The organism is Aliikangiella litoralis, assembly GCF_052495765.1.
In genome coordinates, this window is record NZ_CP199292.1 from 5,705,252 (window position 1) to 5,729,335 (window position 24,084).

20 protein-coding genes are annotated in these 24,084 nt (G+C 34.8%); 10 read left to right on the forward strand and 10 right to left on the reverse strand.

The genetic code is table 11. The features are described 5' to 3' along the window. Positions 1-15 precede the first annotated feature (15 nt). From ACT5E3_RS23840 to ACT5E3_RS23870, 7 genes are all read right to left on the reverse strand, one after another. Positions 16-1,611, reverse strand: a complete 1,596-nt coding sequence (locus ACT5E3_RS23840; protein ID WP_444996069.1) for a polyamine aminopropyltransferase — start codon at positions 1,609-1,611, stop codon at positions 16-18. A gap of 65 nt (positions 1,612-1,676) precedes the next feature. After that, positions 1,677-2,246 (reverse strand): hypothetical protein, encoded by a 570-nt coding sequence (locus ACT5E3_RS23845; RefSeq protein ID WP_444996070.1) that lies wholly within the window; start codon positions 2,244-2,246, stop codon positions 1,677-1,679. Between the two features lie 48 nt (positions 2,247-2,294). After that, entirely contained in the window at positions 2,295-3,098 is an 804-nt protein-coding gene (locus ACT5E3_RS23850; RefSeq protein WP_444996071.1) for a GNAT family N-acetyltransferase, read from the reverse strand. Positions 3,099-3,137: 39 nt separating this feature from the next. Further along, the gene (locus tag ACT5E3_RS23855) at positions 3,138-3,761 is read right to left on the reverse strand and encodes a rhomboid family intramembrane serine protease (protein ID WP_444996072.1); all 624 of its coding nucleotides are present in this window, start codon (positions 3,759-3,761) and stop codon (positions 3,138-3,140) included. 22 nt (positions 3,762-3,783) lie between these two features. Then, complete coding sequence (gene dsbD / locus ACT5E3_RS23860) at positions 3,784-5,685, reverse strand: protein-disulfide reductase DsbD (protein ID WP_444996073.1); 1,902 nt, start codon at positions 5,683-5,685, stop codon at positions 3,784-3,786. Positions 5,686-5,732: 47 nt separating this feature from the next. Next, positions 5,733-6,065 carry a divalent-cation tolerance protein CutA gene (gene cutA / locus ACT5E3_RS23865; RefSeq protein WP_444996074.1) on the reverse strand — a complete coding sequence of 111 codons (333 nt, stop codon included), beginning with the start codon at positions 6,063-6,065 and terminating at the stop codon, positions 5,733-5,735. Between the two features lie 12 nt (positions 6,066-6,077). Continuing rightward, positions 6,078-7,772: a response regulator gene (locus ACT5E3_RS23870; protein ID WP_444996075.1), complete on the reverse strand. Its 1,695-nt coding sequence runs from the start codon at positions 7,770-7,772 to the stop codon at positions 6,078-6,080. A gap of 220 nt (positions 7,773-7,992) precedes the next feature. Here ACT5E3_RS23870 and ACT5E3_RS23875 point away from each other — a divergent pair, with 220 nt between their 5' ends. After that, on the forward strand, positions 7,993-8,529 hold the full coding sequence (locus ACT5E3_RS23875) for an FxsA family protein (RefSeq protein WP_444996076.1): 537 nt from the start codon (positions 7,993-7,995) through the stop codon (positions 8,527-8,529). A 119-nt stretch (positions 8,530-8,648) separates the two neighbouring features. Next, the gene (locus ACT5E3_RS23880; protein WP_444996077.1) at positions 8,649-13,133 is read left to right on the forward strand and encodes an EAL domain-containing protein; all 4,485 of its coding nucleotides are present in this window, start codon (positions 8,649-8,651) and stop codon (positions 13,131-13,133) included. On the opposite strand, the gene ACT5E3_RS23885 is transcribed toward ACT5E3_RS23880, so the two are convergent. After that, positions 13,130-16,258 carry a DEAD/DEAH box helicase gene (locus ACT5E3_RS23885; RefSeq protein ID WP_444996078.1) on the reverse strand — a complete coding sequence of 1,043 codons (3,129 nt, stop codon included), beginning with the start codon at positions 16,256-16,258 and terminating at the stop codon, positions 13,130-13,132. The two genes, ACT5E3_RS23880 and ACT5E3_RS23885, sit on opposite strands and share 4 nt — an antisense overlap. Positions 16,259-16,611: 353 nt before the next feature. Between ACT5E3_RS23885 and groES the strand changes: the two genes are divergently transcribed. The 6 genes from groES to ACT5E3_RS23915 all read left to right on the forward strand — a co-directional run bounded on the left by groES (position 16,612) and on the right by ACT5E3_RS23915 (position 21,078). Next, positions 16,612-16,899, forward strand: coding sequence for a co-chaperone GroES (groES, locus tag ACT5E3_RS23890; protein WP_444996079.1), 288 nt, complete (start codon positions 16,612-16,614; stop codon positions 16,897-16,899). 48 nt (positions 16,900-16,947) lie between these two features. Then, a complete protein-coding gene (gene groL / locus ACT5E3_RS23895) occupies positions 16,948-18,597 on the forward strand; it encodes a chaperonin GroEL (RefSeq protein ID WP_444996080.1) in 1,650 nt (549 codons plus the stop codon). A 191-nt stretch (positions 18,598-18,788) separates the two neighbouring features. Beyond that, a complete protein-coding gene (locus tag ACT5E3_RS23900) occupies positions 18,789-19,436 on the forward strand; it encodes a hypothetical protein (RefSeq protein WP_444996081.1) in 648 nt (215 codons plus the stop codon). 170 nt (positions 19,437-19,606) lie between these two features. Then, entirely contained in the window at positions 19,607-20,089 is a 483-nt protein-coding gene (locus ACT5E3_RS23905) for a hypothetical protein (RefSeq protein ID WP_444996082.1), read from the forward strand. Further along, entirely contained in the window at positions 20,082-20,372 is a 291-nt protein-coding gene (locus tag ACT5E3_RS23910; RefSeq protein WP_444996083.1) for a transcriptional regulator, read from the forward strand. Before ACT5E3_RS23905 ends, ACT5E3_RS23910 begins: the two co-directional genes overlap by 8 nt. 22 nt (positions 20,373-20,394) lie before the next feature. Further along, positions 20,395-21,078 (forward strand): lysostaphin resistance A-like protein, encoded by a 684-nt coding sequence (locus tag ACT5E3_RS23915; RefSeq protein WP_444996084.1) that lies wholly within the window; start codon positions 20,395-20,397, stop codon positions 21,076-21,078. A 23-nt stretch (positions 21,079-21,101) separates the two neighbouring features. Here the strand turns inward: ACT5E3_RS23915 and ACT5E3_RS23920 are convergent, their stop codons facing one another. Together ACT5E3_RS23920 and ACT5E3_RS23925 are read right to left on the reverse strand one after the other, a co-directional pair. After that, positions 21,102-21,419 (reverse strand): hypothetical protein, encoded by a 318-nt coding sequence (locus ACT5E3_RS23920; RefSeq protein WP_444996085.1) that lies wholly within the window; start codon positions 21,417-21,419, stop codon positions 21,102-21,104. Next, positions 21,419-21,784, reverse strand: a complete 366-nt coding sequence (locus ACT5E3_RS23925; RefSeq protein ID WP_444996086.1) for a hypothetical protein — start codon at positions 21,782-21,784, stop codon at positions 21,419-21,421. Before ACT5E3_RS23925 ends, ACT5E3_RS23920 begins: the two co-directional genes overlap by 1 nt. A 1,013-nt stretch (positions 21,785-22,797) precedes the next feature. Between ACT5E3_RS23925 and ACT5E3_RS23930 the strand changes: the two genes are divergently transcribed. Then, positions 22,798-23,607 carry a hypothetical protein gene (locus ACT5E3_RS23930; protein ID WP_444996087.1) on the forward strand — a complete coding sequence of 270 codons (810 nt, stop codon included), beginning with the start codon at positions 22,798-22,800 and terminating at the stop codon, positions 23,605-23,607. Position 23,608: 1 nt separating this feature from the next. Continuing rightward, positions 23,609-23,983: a hypothetical protein gene (locus ACT5E3_RS23935; RefSeq protein ID WP_444996088.1), complete on the forward strand. Its 375-nt coding sequence runs from the start codon at positions 23,609-23,611 to the stop codon at positions 23,981-23,983. Positions 23,984-24,084 lie beyond the last annotated feature (101 nt).

The following is a 24,084-nucleotide window of genomic DNA, read 5'->3' on the forward strand; positions in this document are numbered from 1 at the left end:
ATTTGTTGTTATCGTTTAATGATTTAAATCTTCCAGGTATAAATGATAAAGTTTAGGCTCCATAATAGAATTAATTGGCACATCAATTTTAGCAATATCACGACTAAAAAATCGAGCATGCTCCATGACTTCAGTATTCATCCATAAATTTTCAACTTGAAAATTATAATTGCTCGGAAAATCTCTGTTATTAGATGCCATATGGAATCCCCAAATACCAAAAGTGGGAACAGTAATGTGATAACTTTCAGTATTAGAATAAACATGCGAAAGAGTCTTTTCTATTCCCCAAAATGTTCTGCGTGTAAAAAATGGCGATGAACTTTGCGAAACTAATACGCCATTTGGACTCATTCTACGTGATATCATTTTATAAAACTCTTTCGAGTATAATTTATTAATTGCTTCATTGTGCGGATCTGGCATATCTATAATCACTCGATCATAAGCTTTACCTGGTTGATTAATAAAACCAAAAGCATCTGCATTAAAAACATTCACTTTTGTATGATGCAAACTTTGTTTATTCAACATAGCCAACATTGGAAGCTCTTTTCCCATACGAGTAATTTCAGGATCAATATCAACAAGATCGATAACTTTCACTTCAGGATATTTTAAAACTTCTCTAACCGCTAAACCGTCTCCGCCACCTAAAACCAAAACATTTTCTATTTTACCTTCTAATGACATAACTGGGTGCACTAAAGCTTCATGGTATCGATATTCGTCACGAGAAGAAAATTGAAGATGTCCATCAATAAATAAGCGATAGTCACGAGTACTATTCGACCGAGTTAATGTTAGTTTTTGATAAGGTGTTTGTTTTTGATAAATGACCTGATCAAAATATAAATGATTTTCTGCAAAACTTGTTAACCGAGTGCCGGCAACCATAAAAACAACTAACATGATAAAAATAGATAATGCAATCGACATCAATAGTTTGGTATTTTTAAGTGTCTTACGAAAGAAATAAATATTAACAATAGCAGTAAATATATTAGCTAACCCAATAGCAAATGACGAACGAATTAAACCTAAATGTGGTAACAATAATAGCGGAAAACTAACAGAACCAATTAATGCTCCCAAATAGTCCAGTGACATTACATTCGCTATCGACTCACGGGTGCTTCTACGATAAGAAAGTATGGTTGTTAAGATAGGAATTTCCATACCAACTAACGCACCAATAATAATAATCAAACTGTACATTACCCAGGTATAAATAGCATTAGCCATTGGAAATACGATAAATAACAATAAACTACAAGCACCACCAATGAGTGAAATAACAACTTCAATCACTATAAAGTTATTAAGTAAATTTTTACCAAGTAATTTAGATAAATAACTACCAATTCCCATGGCAAACATAAAAGTGCCTATGGTTAAAGAAAATTGATAAACACTATTACCAAGTAAATAAGATGAAACCGTGCCAATAATTAACTCATAAGCAATACCACATAAAGCAACAATTAAAATAGAAATTAATAAAACATTACTTTGCCACGCATTCACATTAAGGTAATCAGCTTGTGGATGAGTAATATCACCTGCTTGAGTTCTAGGTTGGTGTGTAGGTTCAGGGAGGTTACTAGACATAAACGACCATTTTTTGTAACAAAGAAAAGGCAAGCCAGCTCAGCTGGCTCTACCAATAGTAAAACTTATTTTCCTCGGGTATGACTACCTGAGCTTGATTTTGATCGAGCACTTGAGTACTGAGATTTAGACATTGCAGTTTTATTACTTAATGATTTAGGGTTAACGCCTGCAGCACGCTGACGACTTAATAAGTGGCCAATTAATAACCCAGCCATTAATCCAGTTCCACTGAAGCTGTGATCACGTACATAACCATTAGTATCACTGGCAATTAAACGCTGTTTTTCACTATCAATCTCAACTTTAAATAAATCTTTTTCACCTGAATCTTTTTGCTGATTATCATTTTTATCATAATAACCACTAAAAGAGCCATCAGAATTAGCCACAACGCCAACAGGGCCCGTATGAACTTTAGGGTTAGCCGCACGCATGTTTGTCTGTAATTCTGTCGCAAATTCGCCTACAGCCTTATCGTCTTTAGTAACTCCTTTTTGCTCAAATTGGTACAATGTATCAGCAGTCACATCCAACACACGATCTAAATCAGCATTAGGAACACTCTCCGAACAAGCAGCTAATAACAGGCTACCAGTAACCACAGTACTGGCTAATAACGCTCTTAATTTCATCTATTACTTCCTCCCAGATAGTCAATTATCATTAATTTTACATTCGTTTTATTTCACAAATTGATATTGATAATGTACTTCATCAATACCGTCTTCATAATAATCTTTTAAATTACCAATAATTTCAAAACCAGCATTAAGCAGAATATTATTGACTTTTATATATGTTGCAGGAAAGCTTAATACCACTCTATGAGCCCCGTCGTCATATGCAGCATCTAGTCCAATTTGAATTTCAGAAACACCAAAGCTGCCTTTCCACCATTTAGCCGATTCCCAAGAAAAACTATAACTATATTCTGTTTCCGAAATCTTATACATACCTGTAAATTTCAATGCCGGTTTTTCTTCTTTTATTTGAGGCCGCTCTTCTTCAGGCTTAAGACGCAAACCTAAAATACACATTGACTCATCCTTGTCATAATAATTTTCAAGTTTGAGTTCTTCCATAAATCCAAACTTTTTATACAAGCTCATGGCTGCGGCATAAGTTCCAATACCTTCCTCATCAACATAATCACTAACTTTAATAAATACTTTGCGAGCTTCTCTCAACTTTAATTGCTCTAAAATGTATTCCATTAGTGAGTTGCCATAGCCTTTGCCACAATAATCTTTATGTAGATAAGTCCATGATAAATAAAAAGTATGATCACAATCCGGCTGCTGGTGAAAACCAGTTACCCCAATAACTTCTATTTCATCTAGGAGTGCAACAAAATGGTTTTCAAACTGAACCACTTCAAGTGATTCATGAATTGCCTCGGCATCATCCTCATCATGTGTTTCAACCAATTGAATGATTTTTGCCAAATCACGTGAATTTGCTTCACGAAAACTAATTTGCCCCATAGAAATATAACCCTAAATGACTTAATAATTAGTGATTAACTACGCTGATACACCTATTTTTGATGAATTAAGCTTAATAAATAGAACAGACACAATTCCTCCCCATAACAGTCCGGAAAAATGTGCCGCGTTCGAATATACCCCAAAGTGTCCAGTGGCGACAACTATTAAAAACAATAAATAAATGCCAATAAAATACCATTGAATAAAAAATATGCCCTGAGGCCTTAAAATCTGGTAACCAGCCAAAAAGCCAAATAAAGCAGCAACAACACCTGACATCCCGCCAAATAGCATATCTGACCATAACCATTGAAAGCAATTAGAGATAATAGCACTAGAAACAAATAAAACGAGTAACCAGGCCGGACTAACACTACCTATTATTCTCCCAAGATACCACCATAGTAATAAATTGCTGATTAAATGCCATTCTGTAAAATGAATAAATGATGGTGTAACCAATTGCCAATAAGAATAATCTTGGACGACTTGTTCCCAAGAGGATGACAAATATAAATTTGTAATATATTGATCTCCACTAATAAAAAATAGCCAATAAATAGCCCCACAAATAATAATGGTGCTAAAAATAAGTAAATTCGATAAAAAAAGCTTTTGGGAAATCAAATTAAATGAATTAATAGGTTGTAAAATTGTCACTCATTTAAGCAGTTACTAACACCTACTTAAATGCCGCGTTAATTCTTTGTACAAAAATATCCGCTTTTTCAAAACCAATCGCTCTTAACCGTTTATCTTCATTTCCTTCACGGTTAAAAAATAAAATGCTGGGTAATCCTCTAACACCATAATGAGCCATTAAAGCTTTGTCTTCCTTATCATTGGCGGTCACATCGGCCTGGATCAAAATACTATTCGCTAAAGCTTTCTGAACAGCCGGATCAGGGAAAGTGTAATCAGCAAACTCATAACAAGCGGTACAGCTTTCAGCAAAAAAATCAAACATCACTGTCTTTCCTTGAGCTTTTGCTTCCTTTAATTTAGCTTCCACATCAGTAATAGTTTTAACTTTTTCAAACCCATCGTGCAGACTGGTTGTACTTTGATGGTTACCATCGGAAGAAATAGACACTTGGACAATATTCGCCAGAGGTGAAAGCAGGCGGGTATTACCTAACGAAGCGCCAATTAACAATATAATTCCGTAAACCAATAGAATAAGCCCTACACCTTTCCATAGCTTTTGAAAATTATTTTCAACCACCGATAGTGCCCCCATATAAATGGAGGAAACAATAAAGAGTGCTGCCCACGCAACTAAATAAAGACCGCCTGGAATTAAATGCTTACTAATATAAAGCGCCATACCAAGCATAGCCACGCCAAATGCAGCTTTAACAGCATTCATCCAACCACCCGATTTAGGTAATAACTTGTTACCACCGACTCCAACAATTAATAAGGGAATGCCCATACCAACGGCTAATGAATACAGCGCAACACCACCAACAACAGAGTCTCCAGTCTGCGTAATATAAATTAAAATGCCTGCTAACGGCACTGTTACACAAGGCGATACTACAAGCGCGGAAATAAACCCCATAATACCTGCGCCAATGAAAGATCCCCCCTGTTGGTTATTCGAAAATTGATTAAGTCTGTTTTGCATACCCTGTGGTAACTGAAGTTCGTAAAAACCAAACATTGATAATGATAACAAAACAAAAATAATTGCGGCAGGAATGATAAAAATAGGTTCTTGTAAAGTGTTATTGCTAAAAGAGCTTCCTGCAGCAGCCACGGCGATTCCCATCAAAGCATAAGGTATTGCCATTGACTGGGTATAAGCGAGAGAAAGACCAAATGCCTTTGCTGTACTAATTTCTTTACCTTGACCGACAATAATGCTCGATAGAATAGGTACCATCGGCAGAACACAGGGAGTAAAAGCAAGCCCTATTCCTAGCACTAAAAAATAAACAACTATTTCAAATAAGCTTTTATCTGATAAAAAATTAACAACTCTTTCTTGCTCAGGTACAAAAGTTTCAGAATTTAAAGATTTTTTTTTTACTACAGCGTTACGCTTTTCTGAATCATCTTGTACAGATGAAACTTTTGATTCTACTTTTTGAGTTTGCTCACCTTTAGCTGTCACCTTATGAGAAAAAAGCTTTACTTCCTTTTCTTCGGGCGGATAACATAATCCAGCTTCAGCACAACCTTGAAACTCTATAATAAAGGTAAACTCATTCTGATGTGCAGCAAAAGGAATACTGATTTCAAGATGTTTATAATAAACTTCAACATTTCCCAAATACTCATCAATTTTTTTCTTTCCTGCCGGAATGTACGCATCACTTAATGTTGCACCTTTAGCTGAAAAAGCAAAGCGACTGCGGTACATATAATATTCATCTGCAATGACAAATCGAGCAATAATTTCGTTGTCAATCACTTCGGTACTTAGCTTAAATGCATCATCCACTTTTAAAAACTCAGATTTCTGAGCAAACAATTTAGAGAAATCATCCTCTTCAGCTTGTACACCTGAAATACAGCTTAATAGGCTAACACCAATAACAATGAGTAACTTTCGTAAGTTCATATTTAACCATTTCATTTGAGTAATTTCTTAGTTTTTAACAGATGGTACTGATTTTAATCTCGTTAGCTTAAAGTAAAATTAATCCAGTTCAAATAATCTGTAGAACCATCTTCAATATCAATAATCAGCATTTCTGGCACATCATATGGATGCAAGCTGAGTAGTTGTTCTCGTAACTGACTTAGTTTATCAGCTGTCGTCTTCATGATCACCACAAACTCACTCTCCTCAACAATTTCATCTTGCCAATGATACATTGAAGCAACAGGGCTACTAATATTGACGCAAGCCACTAACTTTTGTTGCAATAGAATACGGGAAATATTCTTTGCAACCTCATGATCATCGAATGATGTAAGACAAAGTTTAAACTGTCCAGCGACAATATCAGACATGAGATATTTTAACTAACTCTCCATTAAATGGCTTGATTGAATTTTATCACCACCTTGTTCTATAGCACTAGCAAGGGAAGTAAGTGCTGACTCAAACCATTTATGGGCATCCCAATCGGTCGAGAGAACGCCCAAACCAACACTAACAGTCATTTCCTTATCTTTGTGCTGTATATGAAATGGTAGTTCAGCAAACTGTAAACGAATATCATCCATAATTCCGACCCAATCAGACTTAGTTCCGGTTGACAAAATAATGCCTAACTGCCCAGTTTCAAGATGTCCAATAATATCAGTTTTACGTAATCGCTTCTTCAGCAACAAAGAGAGCTGTTGTATTGCAACATTAATGACTGAGAAATTAGCTTGCTTAATTAAATCTTCACATTGATCAAGCTGAATGACCGCCAAGGCCATTTGGCTTCCGCTACGTGACATACGGGCCGTTTCAACCGCAATATTTCTTTTAAACTCAGCACTGTATGGCAACCCAGTGTCAGGATTCACCCCAATCTGAGGGTTAAGATCACGATATCGGCGAGTGTAAAGCTCAACCATAAATTTAAGTTGTTCTTTATCAACAGGTTTTACAATAAAGGATGTACCTCCCGATAATAAAGCTTGTTTCTGCTTAACCAAACTTTCCTCTGCAGATAAGAAAATAATTGGTAAATAAGTAAATCTTGGCATTTGGCGAATAATTCGAGTCAGCTCAATACCAGTACAGCTAGGCATTTGCATATCCATTAAAATGGTTTCTGGCTCAAAGCCACGCAAGGCTTCTAATAAAACAGTGGGATCGTTAACAATCCTGACGTCAAAATGACCTTTTGCTAGTGCCTTATCATAATATTTCGCTTGTGCCTTTGAATCCTCCATAATCATCACCCTAAATGGAGTATCCGAATGCACGTCATATTGTCGCTCTATATGTTCTAATAGGGCAGAAAGCGACACGGGCTCGACCATAAATCCAGTTCCACCACTGCGCAAAGCTTTTAAACGCTCTTGCTGGGTGTCTTCATCAGCCGTAAAAATCAGTGGAATACGGCTGATTTCAATATCATCATCATTTAACTGTTCAGTGTTTTCTGCAAACTTTAAAGGCGCCACAATAACACAACCAATATTATCTATTGCAAATTGCCTAGCCTCAGCTAAAGTTGCCACAGTACGGGCGTCAACACCTAACGATTCAAACTGTCCCTGTAATGTTTGATAACGTTCACCGACCTGACTAACAAAAACGACTGAACTTTTATCTAAGTAAATTCCCTGCTCTATTAAAGATTGATCAACACTATCTTCATTATCCAGCTCTGCTTCAAGTACTTGCTTAGGCTTTTCTACAGGGGGCTTTTTCTTGGCAGACTCCTTTTCAGGTCTTACGCCTAATTCAAGTTTTTCTGAATGCTCTTGCAGTTTATTTGAAAGACGCTTTAATAAAGGCTTTTGGGTTTCTAAAGCATCATCACTTAAAGATAATTGTTTCAGTAACTGATTCAGCAACTTCGCGGTTGATTCATAGTCTTGAGCAATACATGACTCTCTGGTTTTGTTAACCTGTGAAAGCAACGCTTTAACCCGTAATGGCTCAATTTTTTGAGTCAGCATATCATTTAATAGCCGAGAAAATTGCCTAAGCTTAACGGGTGTTCTACGCAAAAATTGTTGGTTTACTTCGTTACTTATCTGACTTTCTGACATTAGGCTAAATACTTCATTGATATTATTAATTAATTTAACAATTATATTTAGAAAAAACACTATAATTGGTGAAAAGTGCCAACCCTGTCGACTAATTTATGGCGCACTCAATAATAATAGCATGCTTTTTTAAGTCAAAATTGCTTAAGTATCAGTACTTATCTTTCTCTGCTATTGAATTTTATTTACCCGACACCATATAGAGTAGCAATAAGGTATAATGACATACTTATACCATTACTTAATACATTACCCAAAAGGTATACTGTTGCAACTACTTTTACTCATTTTTATACTAATTCCCCTGATTGAAATAGGTGTATTCATTCAAGTTGGCGACATTATAGGACTAACTTCCACGCTAATTATTGTATTTGTCACGGCAATTATTGGTATCAACCTGCTCAAACAACAAGGCTTAAAAACCTGGTTTGAGATACAAAAAAAAATGAATAGCGGCCAAATTCCAGCTAAAGAACTCGCTTCAGCAGCCCAAATTTTATTTGCAGGGGGTCTACTATTAACTCCAGGTTTTGTTACAGATATAGTTGGCTTTACATTAATGATACCCAATGTTCGATTGTTAATAGCAACATTTTTATTTCAACGATGGACAAATAAGGTATCAATTCATACCTATCAGACACACCAACGTGATTCTTTTAATGATTCAACCTCCTCCCCAACTAACGCAGCCGATATTCCACCTAAAAGAACTATCGAAGGCGAGTATGAAGATCACTCTAATAAACCTTAATTAACAGCTTATTAACAAAGGACTATAGTTCAAGCAAAACTCCTTTTAATTGCTATAATTTTAATTACCACAATCCATATTCTCTGCTTTTAATGCGAATAAATCTCAAGCTCATATTGATGCTTTCAATGTTTCTTGCTTGCTTTAAGGCACTGGCATCATATACGGTAAACCTCACTCAGATTGATACTGATCAAGGGCTCAATCAATCTGAGATTATTGGGCTTATGCAAGATCACGATGGCTACTTATGGATTAACTCTAGACAAGGCATCAACCGATATGATGGTTATCGCGTTACAACTATTCCGAGCCCAGACAATATCTTAACCAACAACTACATTGAATTAGTTTTTGAAGATTCATATGGTTTAATATGGTTAGGAGTAGCACCACAAAATAATTTTTATATCGATAAAAACCAAAATAAATTAGTCTCATTTAAGTTAACTGCTCCCAAAGGTTATAAACTCGAATACCCAATGCTCAACCGAGCAGCAGAAGATAGCCAAGGAAACTTATGGTTAGCAACCTATCGCGAGGTATTTTATTTTGATAGAGCTAAAAATAAGTTTCAATATGTTATGTCAATTAACGAGCTATACGAAAACTCAAACTATCAACACTCAATAAGAAATTTATTAATTGCTGATAATTATCTACTCATTGCTACATCAAATGAATTATATGCATTAGATGTCAATACACATAAAACACATAAGGTACGTCATACAAATTCAGCAACGGATGCACCAGATGTTAAAAATGTAAAATCATTATTAAAAACTCGCTCAGGAAAAATAATAGTTGGAGCTGTAACAGGATTATTTGAAATTGATCCAGTACAAATTGACGGACAAAAAGACAGCGAAGAGTATATTGGAAAACAGCTTATTGATGAACTTAATATATGGCAAATAATTGAAAAAAACAACTTCTTATGGTTAGCTACTAACAAAGGACTTTATAAATACTACAATGATGCCCGCCTAGAATTTATCTTTAAATATTCAGATACCAAATTTAAAACAAGTGATGACAATATCATCGCTATGATTGAAGATAGAGAAGGTAACCTGTGGTTTGGCTCACGCTCAGATGGAATATTTAAATGGCATCCTAATGAATCAATTGAAGCTCATTATTGGACAGGTAGCCCCGTAGATTCTCAAATTAGTGATGATCAAATACTGTCTTCAGAAAAAGCACCAGACAATACAATTTGGATTGGAACAAAAAATGGACTTAATCATTATGATCCATCAACGAAAAAAATAAAACAATACCTTGTTAATCCAGATAAAAAAGCCGTCTATAGCGAAAGTACAATTTATAGCATTGCTTATAATCAAGGTAACTTATGGTTAAATACCGAATTTGGATTAAGAGTATTTGATACAAATTTAAACACCGAGAATAAAAAGCTATTTTCTGAAGAGTTAAGAAAACTTTTTGCAACCCCCATTTACTCTATCCACTTTTTTGATCAAAAAAACTTAGCTTTATTTAATAAAGACGGCATGTATATTTATAATATTGAAAGTCGAAAGTTAAACCTTGTTGAGTCAAGCAAAACTAACCAAGATATAAAAAAAGAAATTTTCTATATTTTTTCAACTGCAACTGGCGAAAGAGATAGCTATTATATTTCGGGAGTTGAACGTTTAGTCAAATATTCTCATCAAACAGGCTTAATTACTAATTTTCATCAACTCCCTCCCAGCAGCAACTTACGTACATCTCCCGCCGATGTTTATCGTGACGGTGACAAATTATGGATTACTTACTCAAACTATGGCATTTATATTTTAGATGCCAATACTGGCGAAGAAATCAAGTTCATTAGCGAAAAGGAACTAGGCACCAATACATTAATGGATATTTTTCCCGACAAATTTGGCAACTTGTGGTTTACATCAAATAAAGGTTTGCTGAGAATGAATATGCAAACTTACCAATCACGTTTATTTGATAGTAAAGAAGGTTTTGCTACAAGCGAATTTATGGGAGCTACTAAACTACCGCTTGATGATCACAAAGTTATACTTGGTAGCGTTAAAGGATTTGTAAAATTTTCGCCTAATGAATTAACCAATAAGCTCAAAAGAAATATATCATCACATATAACGGGGCTCTCATTGTTAACTCGAAAAATTGACTACCAGTTTAGAGGTTATGATAATTATCAGCTTGAATTAAATCATGATGATTTTGGTGTAAAAATAGAGTTTTCAGCGTTATTATTTGATCGCCCTAAACAAGTCAAATATCAATACTGGGTTGATGGAGTATCGGCCATTGAACCAACTATATTAAATAAAAGCGAATTATTTTTAGCCTCTTTCAAATCTGGAAAAAGTACTTTAAACATTAGTGCTATTGATTATGAAACAGGAAAAAAATCGCCTCCTACCAAAATCACAATTATTACAAACCCAGCCCCTTGGTTATCAATTCAAGCTTATACTAGCTACATATTAGTCAGCATTTTATTGATATCATTTTACTATCACCGTTTTCGTCAAAGAGAAAAAGCAAAAGCACTTGCCCATCAAAAATTACAACATAGTGAAGAAAGACTAAACTTAGCCCTAAAAGGAAGCAATAGTGGCTTGTGGGATTGGCATGCAGAAAACAATACGATTTATGAACCAAGAATTTCTCATAGCCAAAACAACGGAAATGGAATGATTCCATTCGAGCAGCGACTGGAGGCCATTCATCCTGAAGACAGAGAAAACTTTAAAAATGCTTGGGATAAATTTCTTGCTCAAGGAAAATTAGTATTCAATCATGTTTACCGTATGAAAGATCAATCTGAGCATTGGATTTGGTACAGAGACATGGCAACTGTTTCTAAAAGAAACCAGAAAAATAGAGCAAGTAGGGTTACAGGTACTTATACCAACATCACCAAAAGAAAAAGAGATAGAGATCGTATGCGGCTTTATTCTAAAGCATTCGAAAATACTCGCGATATAGTTTTTGTATTAGATGATTATAAAAATGTTATAGCAGCAAACCAATCATTTTACAAAAAAACAAAAAGAGAAGTTGATGAAATTATTGGCCATAAAATTGATTTTATTGTCGATAATAATGGTAACAACCAAATAATAGAAAAAATATTTAAAAATATAGAAACAGGTAGCCACTGGGAAAGTGAAGGAAACTTATTGCAAGCCAAAAAAAAGCCTATTCCAATATTGATAAATGCAACCAGTTTTTCTATTGGTTTTAAACAAGAGAATTATGTTTTTGCATTAACAGATATCAGCAATCAAAAATCAGCCGAAGCAGAATTGCGCAAGCTCGCCAATTATGATTCATTAACAGGTTTACCAAATCGTACTTTACTACTAGATAGAATTAAACATGCCATCGATCATTGTCGAAGACGCAGTGAAACGATTGCAATATTTTTTATAGATCTCGATCGCTTTAAGCGTATTAACGATACTTTAGGTCATGATGTTGGTGATTTACTATTATCCAAAGTAGCTAAAATACTAATTGATTCTGTTAGAGAAGATGACACTGTTGCAAGAATCGGTGGAGATGAGTTTGTTGTTATGCTTGAAGACATAGATGGGTTAAGTGCTATCAGCCGAATTGCACTAGGGATTATCGAAAAAATGAAAAACCCCATTAAACTTCATGAAAATCAAATTGCTATATCTCCCAGTATTGGTATTGCAATATATCCCAATAATGGCTTTGATCCTGAACAACTATTAAAACATGCAGACATAGCAATGTACCATGCAAAAAAAGCTGGACGTAATAATTTTCAATATTACGAAAGCTCTATGAATAAAACGGCTCACAATCGACTTTTATTAGAAAATAAATTACGTAGAGGCCTAGATAATAATGAATTCTATCTGGTTTATCAGCCGCAATATGATATAACAACAGGCCAGTTGATAGGTATGGAAGGGCTGGCACGTTGGAAAACAATTGATAATGAAATTATTACCCCATCAGAGTTTATTCCTTTAGCTGAAGATTTAGGTCTAATTATTACCATGTCAGAAAAACTGTTAACTCAAGCGATATCAAACCTCTCACAATGGCATGAAAAAGGAATAAGCGTTGCCCTTGCTTTTAATTTATCTGCTCGCCACTTACACCATTATGATCTTATTGAGTTTTTGGATCAACTATTAATTAAGTACCCAATTAAGCCCGAATTACTTGAATTTGAACTGACAGAAAGTGTTTTAATGGAAGATACCTCTCGAGCTCAAATGTTATTTGATAAGCTGGCAGAAAGAGGAATTGAACTGGCTCTTGATGACTTTGGCACAGGTTATTCTTCTTTAAGATACTTAAGTCAACTACCTATTAAAAAATTAAAAATTGATCGAAGTTTTGTCTCAAAAATTGGTGAAAGCAAAGATGATGAAGCAATAATTCACACCATTATTTCTCTAGCTAAATCGCTTAAACTCAAAACAGTTGCAGAGGGTATTGAAACTAAAGAACAACTGGATTTTTTAAAAGCCGCAGGCGCTAGAGATGCACAAGGCTATTATTTTTCAAAACCATTAGCATTATCAGAAATAGAAATACTACTTTGCCAAGGTGTTTTTCAAAATTAATCTTCCAAGGGAGCGAGTAAAGCCTGCCAGTTAGTTTCATTAAACAAATGACTTGAAGCTTGTTGTCGGTACAAATCTTCAGCTAACTCAGATTTTTTTTGTTGCATTAAGTGAATTCTTTCTTCAACAGTTCCTCGACTAATCAGCTTATAAACAAATACAGGTTTGTTTTGACCAATACGATGAGCTCTATCGCTAGCCTGATTTTCAGCGGCAGGATTCCACCAAGGATCAACATGAATAACAGTATCTGCTTGAGTTAAATTAAGCCCAGCACCGCCAGCTTTCAAACTAATTAAAAAAATGGGAACTTTTCCTGCCTGAAATTTTTTAACTAACTCATCTCTATTTTGAGTTTTACCTGTAAGTGTAATGAATGGTATACCTAAAAAATCAAGTAGTTCTGACACTTTGTCTAACATACTTGTAAAAGAAGAAAAAATTAGTATTTTTTGTTGATTTTCGACCATTTCAGGTACTTTAATGCTTAACCATTTCAATTTAGCAGATTTTTCCCAATGCTTATTTTCTTTTCCAATTTTAGCTAAAGCAGGGTGACAACAAATTTGACGTAAACGCAGTAAAGCTTGACTGATTAAAATTTTATTTCTACCTAATCCTGAACTTGCTAATGCCGTTTGCACTTCTTCTAACAAACTAATGCGCACAGCTTCATATAAATCTGTTTGCGTTTCAGATAATTCAACATACTCATTAATCATTGTTTTTTCAGGTAAATCTGAAGCTACTTTACTCTTTGTTCTACGCAACATAAAAGGAGCAATTCTTTCAGCTAAAACTTTTTGTCGACTGAGATCATTTTCTTTTTCTATTGGCCACCGAAATAAACGTTTAAATTGGTTTTCATTACCAAGAAAGTCCGGCATTAAAAAATGAAATAACGACCAAAGCTCACCTAAATGATTCTCTAAAGGCGTACCAGTAAGGCACAGCCGATATTGAGCTTTCATAGCATAGGCAACTTTGCTGATCTTACTTCTTGCATTTTTAATTGTTTGAGCTTCATCCAAAATCAAATAATACAAATCTAACTGATTGAGTTTTTCAAAATCCCTTAGTAACACGCCGTAACTGGTAATAATAATATCAGCATCACTCAACTGCTCAACTTTAGACTTTCGTTGACCACCAGCCCATTCAAGTACATTTAATTCAGGTGTAAAACGCTTACTTTCAGCAGCCCAGTTTCCTAACAAACTCGTTGGCGCAACAATTAAAATAGGAGAATCAAGTCGATTTTCATTTTTTTCGACTTGAATATGAGTCAATGTCTGTAGTGTTTTACCCAACCCCATGTCATCAGCTAATATACCTGAAAAATTTTCTCGACGTAATAATTGCAACCAGCTAACACCTTCCTTTTGATAATCACGTAAAATCGCATTAATATTTTGAGGAACAGCAATTAATTCAGGTTGAGTTAATTGTTCAAGGCGTTTTACTTTTTTCTCTAACCACTCTGCATTTTTCCACTCAGTCACTTGTCCCAATGCTTTTTCTAAAACTAAAATTTGAGAATATTGATAAGTGGGCATTCGCAAATGATAATTAGCTGATAAAGACTTATTTTCAGATAACTCAATTAAATTATTTACAATATTTTTTAATCTTTCTGCCGCAACTCTTATTCGACTGCCGTTATCTAAAGTAATAATATATTCTTGCTCAAGTTCATTAACATTCCACTGTTCTTTTTCTAATAGATGTACAATATAAGGCAAAATATTAATGGCTTTACCATCAACTTTAACGCCAACCTCTAAGTCAAACCAGTTTTGTTGTACATTCTCGTCACTGGCAGTTACCAAACTATACCAATCGTCTACCTTTTTTTGGTTTAATAAAAAATTATCATCAAATACAACCTTCCAGCCTTCACAATGAAGCCCTCTAAATAAAATAATCCAATGTGAAAAATCACCTTCTAAGTAGCGATCACTAATATCAAACTTTTGACTAATTGGTGGCTCAAAAAAACTACCCACACCAGGAAAACCATCTAGCAAATGTAACAATGAACAAATTTTTTCTAGTACCTGGTGATTTTTTTCAGGTTCTTTGAAAATACTTGAATCCATCAGTGATTGTAAACTAATCACAGACTCACCCACTTGAAAGCTAATCTTTGCAAAATTAATTTGCACACTGTGCTTGGCACTTGCCAAAGCATAACTCCAAGGCAAATGAACTTGATCACTAGAAATAACCAAACGAGGTATAATCCCCATAACATCACCTAATTCATCAAGGTTAACATCAACAGCTACCGTATTTTCTTGATGTAATATTTGGCTTTTAGTTCGATTTAAACTTAAGTTCTCACTGATGAGTAAATCAGAATCTTCTGACTGTATTGACCTTTGCCATACTAATGGAAGCCGATGGCAACTTCGCCAAAAGCAACGTCCTGATACCACAATGTTTTTCAATAATGAAAAACATTGTGGAAAAACAAGCTTCACACCATAACTGTGCATTTTGCTTTCGGGACATTCTGATACCAATACTCTCATCTGTTCAAATATTTCTTGATCAGTCAAACTGACAAATTTAGGCAGCTTTCCCTTATTCATTGATGACCATTCCAACTCAGCTTTTCTTTGATAATTATTTTGCTGTGTCAAATAAGCTTTATGTACAGTTATACTGAACTGATTATCTTCATTATCCAAAAGATAAATAACGCGGTGGCGAGCCATATTAGGGAAAGGATTGTAAGTTTGCCTTTTAAGCCAACTTTGAAAATAAGCATGCTCTGTAGCAAATGTTTCCACAGATTTTACCGGTGGGGGAAGCCTTTCTAGTCTAACCTTAGTTTCTATAGCTAATGCCGCCACATGTTTACAAGCTGCATCTTGATTATAATCTGCACAATTACAATTAGCCGTTTGGTTGACATCTTTTAACGGCCAAATTAAATCGGTTTTAATTGGCTTACCATTCTCAAAAAAGATCCCCTTTACCACAGATTCTTCTTGCTGAAACTGCCAATCCATTAGCATCTCATCAAATAACGCATTAATCCCCAAATACAACGTAGCCTGCATAAAATGCTGGCTTAAATGATCAACAGGACCTTTATATATGAGTGGTTTAGTAAGCAAGAAAGTATCCGATGTAGATAAAATACAATTTAAACATAACAGTCAATCTTAGCAAGATTGGCAAATGAGAGATAGCCAATAATAAATACTTTAAACAACCTCTTTAAATTAATTTAAGCTAACAAATTAGCTTTATCTAATATTTAGTTCAAAATAACGCTTATTCTCCATAAAAAACTGAACAAATCTCCTTAAACGATTAAAAATGTTTGCGGTTACCGTTTATTCAATAAAAAGTAAAAAAAAATGAAAAATTAGCACTCTACGGGGTTGAGTGCTAAAAATTAGTCCCCATATTATCGGTCGGATAAATTTACAATTAATATTGATTCATTCATTTAGGAGAACAATCAATGAGCATACGTCCTTTACATGACCGCGTATTAGTTAGACGCTTAGAAGATGAAACAACAACTGCTGGTGGCATCGTTATCCCAGATAATGCGAAAGAAAAGCCCAGCCGTGGAGAGGTTCTTGCTGTTGGTAATGGTAAACACTTAGACAATGGCGACATTCGTTCATTAGACGTAAAAGCAGGCGATAAAGTCTTATTTGGCAAATACGCTGGTAACGAAGTTAAAGTTGACGGTGAAGAACTACTTGTGATGCGCGAAGACGACATCATGGGCATTATCGAATAAGTAATTACTTACATTAAGAATTCAGAATTTATTTAGAGGATACAAATAATGGCTAAAGACGTAAGATTCGGAGATGACGCTCGCTCACAAATGGTAGCAGGCGTAAACATCTTAGCAAATGCAGTAAAAGTAACTTTAGGACCTAAAGGTCGTAACGTTGTTTTAGACAAGTCATTCGGTGCACCAACCGTTACTAAAGACGGTGTTTCTGTAGCTAAAGAAATCGAATTAGAAAACAAATTCGAAAACATGGGCGCTCAAATGGTTAAAGAAGTTGCTTCACAAACTTCTGACGTGGCTGGTGACGGTACAACAACTGCAACAGTTCTTTCTCAATCAATCCTTAATGAAGGTTTAAAATCAGTTGCTGCGGGTATGAATCCAATGGATCTTAAGCGTGGTATCGACCAAGCTGTAAAAGCGATTGTTAGTGAACTAAAGGCAATCTCTGTTCCTTGTGAAGACAACAAAGCGATTGCTCAAGTAGGTACTATTTCAGCTAACTCTGATTTAGATGTTGGTGAAATCATTGCAACAGCAATGGATAAAGTCGGTAAAGAAGGTGTTATTACAGTTGAAGAAGGTTCTGGTTTAGAAAATGAACTTGACGTTGTTGAAGGCATGCAGTTTGACCGCGGTTACCTTTCTCCTTATTTCATCAATAACCAAGACAGCATGTCAGTTGAATTAGAGTCACCTTACATTCTTGTTGTGGATAAAAAAATCTCTAACATTCGTGATTTACTCCCAGTACTAGAAGCAGTTGCTAAAGCAAGCAAGCCTTTACTAATTATTGCTGAAGATGTTGAAGGTGAAGCATTGGCAACATTGGTGGTTAACAACATGCGTGGTATTGTTAAAGTTGCTGCGGTTAAAGCACCTGGTTTTGGTGATCGTCGTAAAGCGATGCTAGAAGATATTGCTATCTTAACTGGTGCAACGGTTATTTCTGAAGAAGTTGGCCTAAACCTAGAAGGCGCTACTCTTGACGACTTAGGTACAGCGAAAAAAGTTTCTATCACTAAAGAAAATACAACCGTAATTGATGGCGCAGGCGATACTTCAACAATTGAAGGCCGTGTTGAGCAAATCCGTCGTCAAATCGAAGAAACTTCTTCTGATTATGACCGTGAAAAACTTCAAGAGCGTGTTGCTAAATTAGCTGGCGGTGTGGCAGTGATTAAAGTGGGTGCAGCGACTGAAGTTGAAATGAAAGAAAAGAAAGCACGTGTTGAAGATGCACTTCATGCAACTCGTGCAGCTGTTGAAGAAGGTGTTGTACCAGGTGGTGGTGTTGCACTAGTTCGCGCAGCAGCAAAAGTTGGTACATTAGAAGGTGCTAACGACGATCAAACAGCTGGTATTCATATCTTATTGCGTGCGATTAGCTCACCACTTCGTCAAATCGTTAACAACGCAGGTGAAGAAGCTTCTGTTGTTCTTAACAATGTTGTTAATGGCGAAGGTAACTACGGTTACAACGCGGCTAACGGTGAATATGGCGATATGATTGAAATGGGTATTCTTGACCCAACTAAAGTAACCCGCAGCGCATTACAACATGCAGCTTCTGTGTCTGGTCTTATGATCACAACTGAAGCAATGGTTGCTGATTTACCAAAAGAAGAAGATGCTGGTGCTGGTATGGGTGGCATGGGCGGTATGGGTGGAATGGGCGGTATGCCTGGAATGATGTAATCATTCATCTCCCAAACAGCAAGTTTAAAAAGGCGTTCATTTGAACGCCTTTTTTATTTCTCAATGTTCATTTTTAAGCAGAACAATATTCACTACTTCCTCATTTATTAAAAATAATGAGCTTAGCTTGTTTCAATGAAACAAATTTGAGAATATTACTTTCAATCCCCGCTTTAGCGATCGGAATTAGAATGTTAGGTAAGAAAAGCAAGCTTGTAATATTTTTTTTGATGGTTATCTCGATAATTACATTTATTAGCATTTTGGGAGAAAATCATCGAATAGAAGGCATAGTTACAAATTACTTTAACCAATTAAAAAATGGAAACTACTTAGTTAACTGTAAGCACCACAATAATCATGCAGCTACTACAAATGATGTAGAGCAATGTATGGATCAAAACTTTTTAATTGAGTTAAGCTTATTAAAACATTATCAATTATTAGATAATAACGACTATATAGTTTATATCAAACCTGATCTTTTTTGGATTCCTTATATCACTCAATCCAAAATAAACGTTGATATACAGCTATTCAATAAAACTCAAGAAGACTCTATTTTATTCAGTAGTAAAAAATTAGATAACCCTGTTAAAAAAGCGTTTGAAATAGAAAGAGTTAATGGGGTTTGGAAAATTTCTGGTGTTCAATTTAATGATAAAAAGTGGCACCAAACTTATAACGAATTAAAAGAAAATATCACATTAAATCAATATATTGAAAGAAGAGGTGAACAACTGGCATTAAAAGAAATTTTGATCCAGAAGAACTCATCGGCAATAGATAAAAAATTATTAAGATTTAGCTTGTATAAGCTAAATACTTTCTTAAAGTAATCAAAAACAAAATATCGGATTTACCCAACTTCAAATTACATAACTGCTAACACATTCTTTCTCTATCACTTAGAATCATTCACTTTCCATACCGGAAAGTTATTACTTGCCAATATGGAAAGTGTAGTTTATATTAGTTTCCATATTGGAAAGTGATGTAGGCGGTAACAATGAGTAATCATGAAAAACCCATTTCGGTGGCAGAAGCTCAATCGACACTCGAATCTTTGGCCAAAATAGAACAAGAAACGAATACAGTTCTTAGAGCACCATTATGGCTTAACTTCATCATTGCCTGTTCATATGGCATGATGACTTTTTCTTGGGCATCTACCCGGCACGATAATCTTTGGATGTTAGGGCTAATTATTTCAACCATTGTATTTTTGCTGGCCATTGCATTTTACTTATATAACAGCCGTCTTTTAGGTGTTAAACCTAAATTATTGCCAAAAAGTAAATCTGAATTTAAGTTCCATTTGTTTGCTGGGTTATTTTTCGGTTTAGTCTTCGCTTTAACCAGAGTGCTTTCAACTAATGATATCTGGTGGGCATCTTATGTTGGCGGAGCTATTAACGCTTTGGTACTTGCATACTCATTACATCATTACCCCTCTGGTGACTTTAAAAGGAACACAAGCCGACATGAGTAATGCTAAGTTTAACACTTTAATTCATGCCCAAAACCGCTTGCAAATTTGTGCAATATTAGCTGCAACAGCAGAGATAGAATTTAAAGTATTACGTGAAAAGCTAGATGTTAGTGACTCCGTGCTTTCAAAACATCTAAAGTCATTGGAAGATGCTGATTATGTTATTTTGACCAAACGAACCGATATGGGACGTCAGCGCACTTGGCTATCACTATCAGCCGATGGACGTAAAGCTTATAACAACCATTTGAAAGCACTACAAGAAATTGTTGGTCAGGTGTAATAATGTTTACAGGAAAAATAAAATGGATGACTCTAATAAAAAACCTCGCTTTGTATTCATTGATTTAATTATCTACATATCAGTCATGTTTTTGATCAGGGAGATCTATTTTTCACAATTCAACTTTATCACCAATGGGCTTTTTTGGTCTTTTTCGACTTTACTGGTTGCCACTATCTTGATGCGTCTGAGAAACGTTTCTTGGCAAGAAATTGGTTTATTCAAACCAACCAATTATAAAAAATCTTTGTTGGCAACAGCCTTTATTTTTGCGTTTACCCTTCTTTCTATTATTATTTTTCAAATACTGAAAGACATATTAGGTTTGCAAATTACAGCCGACACATCCAATGAAAGCGCCGCCTCTAAATTTGGTGATCTTGCCGGTAACTGGCTGTTATTTTTTAGCATTATTCCATTTATCTGGTTACAGTCAATGTTAGAAGAAGTACTTGATCGTGGATTTTTAATCAATTGGTTTGAAAAAGCACTGTCAAGTACCTGGTTGGCCACTGCCATTGCCGTTATCGCCCAAGCGGTTATTTTTAGTTTTAGACATTCATACGACTTATCAGAAAGATCTATCACAGTCGGATTAATTGGCCTTGCTATGGGAATTGGTTATGTTTGTTTTGGAAGAAATTTATGGCCTTTAATTTTTGTGCATTGCGTACTTAATACCATATCTATGTTAGATAGAGTTTAAAAATTAGATACTTTTTTACCGGGTTATTCAACCCGGCTTTCGTTAATAATTTGCCCAAACTGTTTTAATTTTCCTTTTAGCTCAGCCGCAATATTATCTTTTGATGTTGGATATTTTTGCTGAAACACATCAACTGAAAAACTTGCTTTTAAACTGTCATTAATCAGTTGCTCCATCAAGTTGTAACTGAGTGAAAGCGAATAAACTAAGTTGTGTTGCTCATGACTAGTTGGGTGTTTGAGTAGTGAGCATAAAAACTGGGCGGTAATATCCATCACTTGACTTGCTTCCAGTAAAACATTTTCAACTGACTGTTGTTTGAAGAGTATTTTCTTGCTCATTAGTAACGCCCTCGGTTGGGTGAACGAACAACAAGCGGTTGCTTTCCGTTTTGTACCGCTTCTAAAAACTGATTCACATAATCGATAAAATCATATTGAATGAGTGGTGTGTTAAACAACATATCAGTGTTGTATTGGTAGTTGAGAATATCAATTCCCATTTGATTGAGTTGTAAATTAAAACGTTTTTCCATTTGAAAAAAATTACAACATAAAGAAAACAGTTGGTACTGTTGTTGAGTATTTTTAAAGTGAGGTAAATAAATACCAAGTAGTTCACCAGAAAGTCCGAGTAAGTTTCTTGTCTCTTTGAATAATTGTTTGGTTTGTTTTTGATTCAATGGATTGTTGGGTGGTAATAACATCTTTTAAATTCCTTTTGTGTTTCTTTTGCTAACAGTTTTAAGTTGTGATTTAAAAAACTGGTCATACGGCTTATGAACCAATAAAAGCCATAGGTTCAACTGACCAGAAAGAGAAGACTCTTTTTTTGCATTCGATATCATTCATTGGGTCCCATTAACCATGCACTTACCCAGCTTCTCAAACTGGGTTATGACGAATTGTTTAAGCTTGCTGGTGGCTTTTTTAGGCACAGCAATGCTTAATTTGAATATCTCAAATATCAAACAATCTGTCTGAAACAGGTTAAAACGGGATTAGATAATGATTTTTTTCTTTAAGAAACAAAAAGTTAAATGCAAGGCATGGAGATTAGTGATAATTGTATGACACCTAAGGTGTTTGAAAAACTGGGCTCGCGCTGTTAGCGACAAAGCTTTATAATAAAGATAAGTCATGGTTACTCCCAAGAGTGACTGTGGCCTAGCTCTGGGTGGTAGGTGGTACTACTGCCCGGGGCGTCTTAACGGCCAACTAACTTTTAAGTTAATGGTTTTAGTTTGCAACTGACAAATCGTTCAAACTTTATTTTCTCATCACCTGTTTTTACAAACAGAAAAAAATGCCATTCAAACATTTCAGTTCTTGCAAAATGACCGACTAAACAACAGTCGATTGCAGGAGAAATACTATCATAAAAAAGCAGTAAAAGCCTAAGAAAAAATAGGAAAAAACAACGTTAATATTTTGGATATTAGCGCGTAGTTTTTTATGCGTTTTTGAAAAGTTTGATCTGCTAGTAGATAGAGAAAACGGATGTTTATTTAAAACAATAAAAACATAAATTTTATTCCTAATATCGAAAACCTATTAACTCACTAAAATGTGAAATAATTTGAATTATCTAAAAAATTATGTTTGCTTTAATAACCTACCTTAAAATTATTTGTTAACATTGACTTGTTTTTATCCTGTTCAATGACTAGCCAATAGGTGACAATGCATGTAAATCAACTCTATTTTAAAGGAGTAAAGTATGTCTAATTCACTACAAGAAAATAAAGTTGAAAAGCTACAGAAAAAAGCAGCGCTATGTCTTTCAAAAAAAGTTGATATTCCATCATCACCTTTATGGAATATGGGGATGGCTGCAAAATTTAATTCATCAAAAGACTTTAAAAAAATACAAGAAGCTTCAGATTATTTAGCATGCAAGGCAAGAGCCAAACTTAATTTTAGTGAAGATGATAAAGAATTCTTGAAAGAGTTATATGAAGCGTTTTGGTGGGGCGGTCAATGGAAAGGTTATAAAGAAGCCGCTCAGCTTGCCAATCATTATGTGAATGGAAATGGAAAAAACTTTATGATTAGCTCTGAAGTCTATGAGCAGTCTCTAATTGTTCAAGCTACTATGTCAGCGATGAAACTATTTATTTCGGAACTCAAGTCGAAAAAATACAACTATTCTCATATAAAATGCAACAACCCAATGTTTAGAGCAAAACCTTATGCTAAAAAACTGACTAAAATGAACTACTTAACAGAGGGAAAAATGAAGCACGATGGCGTATTAGAAGCCGCTCAAAATGATACTCGTCTCCATAGAGCTGATGGGCATTTTTACTTGGAAGCTTACACCGTTAATTTGAAAACAGGCAAAAACAAAACAACTTGGTGTGTCAATAGCATTTATGATTTTGATCCTTTCGAAAAGAAAAACTATTATTCTGAAATACCGCTTGGGAAATTCACTTTGCTACTTTATGATGGCCTTTCTGAATATATGACAAAGTTGGGTATTGCCAAAGTATTTAATTATAAAGCTCAATGGCTTGAGGTTTGGTAACATGTTTAAACTAATAAAAATCGTACTTTTGCTATTACTATGCACATCATGTGGACAAAGTAATACCGAGTGTCCGATTACGATAGATACGGTTTCTATCATTGATCAAAAACTTTATGAAGGAACTCACTATTACATGGTATTGCGAATTTCAGGTTGGCATGAAAAAACAGAAATAATAGAAGTGTATGATCAAAAGCCTCAATTTGACCGCTGTTCTGTTTCAATTACAAAACCTATTATTCATGATTCGCTAGATGCAAACTACATTAATTCTTTTTTAATTGATTTAGAAGCTAAGGAATTTATAGTTGAATATAAAGAATCGCCTTCAGATGAAAACCCACAAACTTTTTTTCGTTTAAAGTTTAAATAATTTTGTTATTGAGAAGCTTAATATTTATAACTCATTGATTTTGAAAAGGAATAAAAAGTGCACTTGTATTTAATTGCAGTTAATCTTATTAAATACGGAGT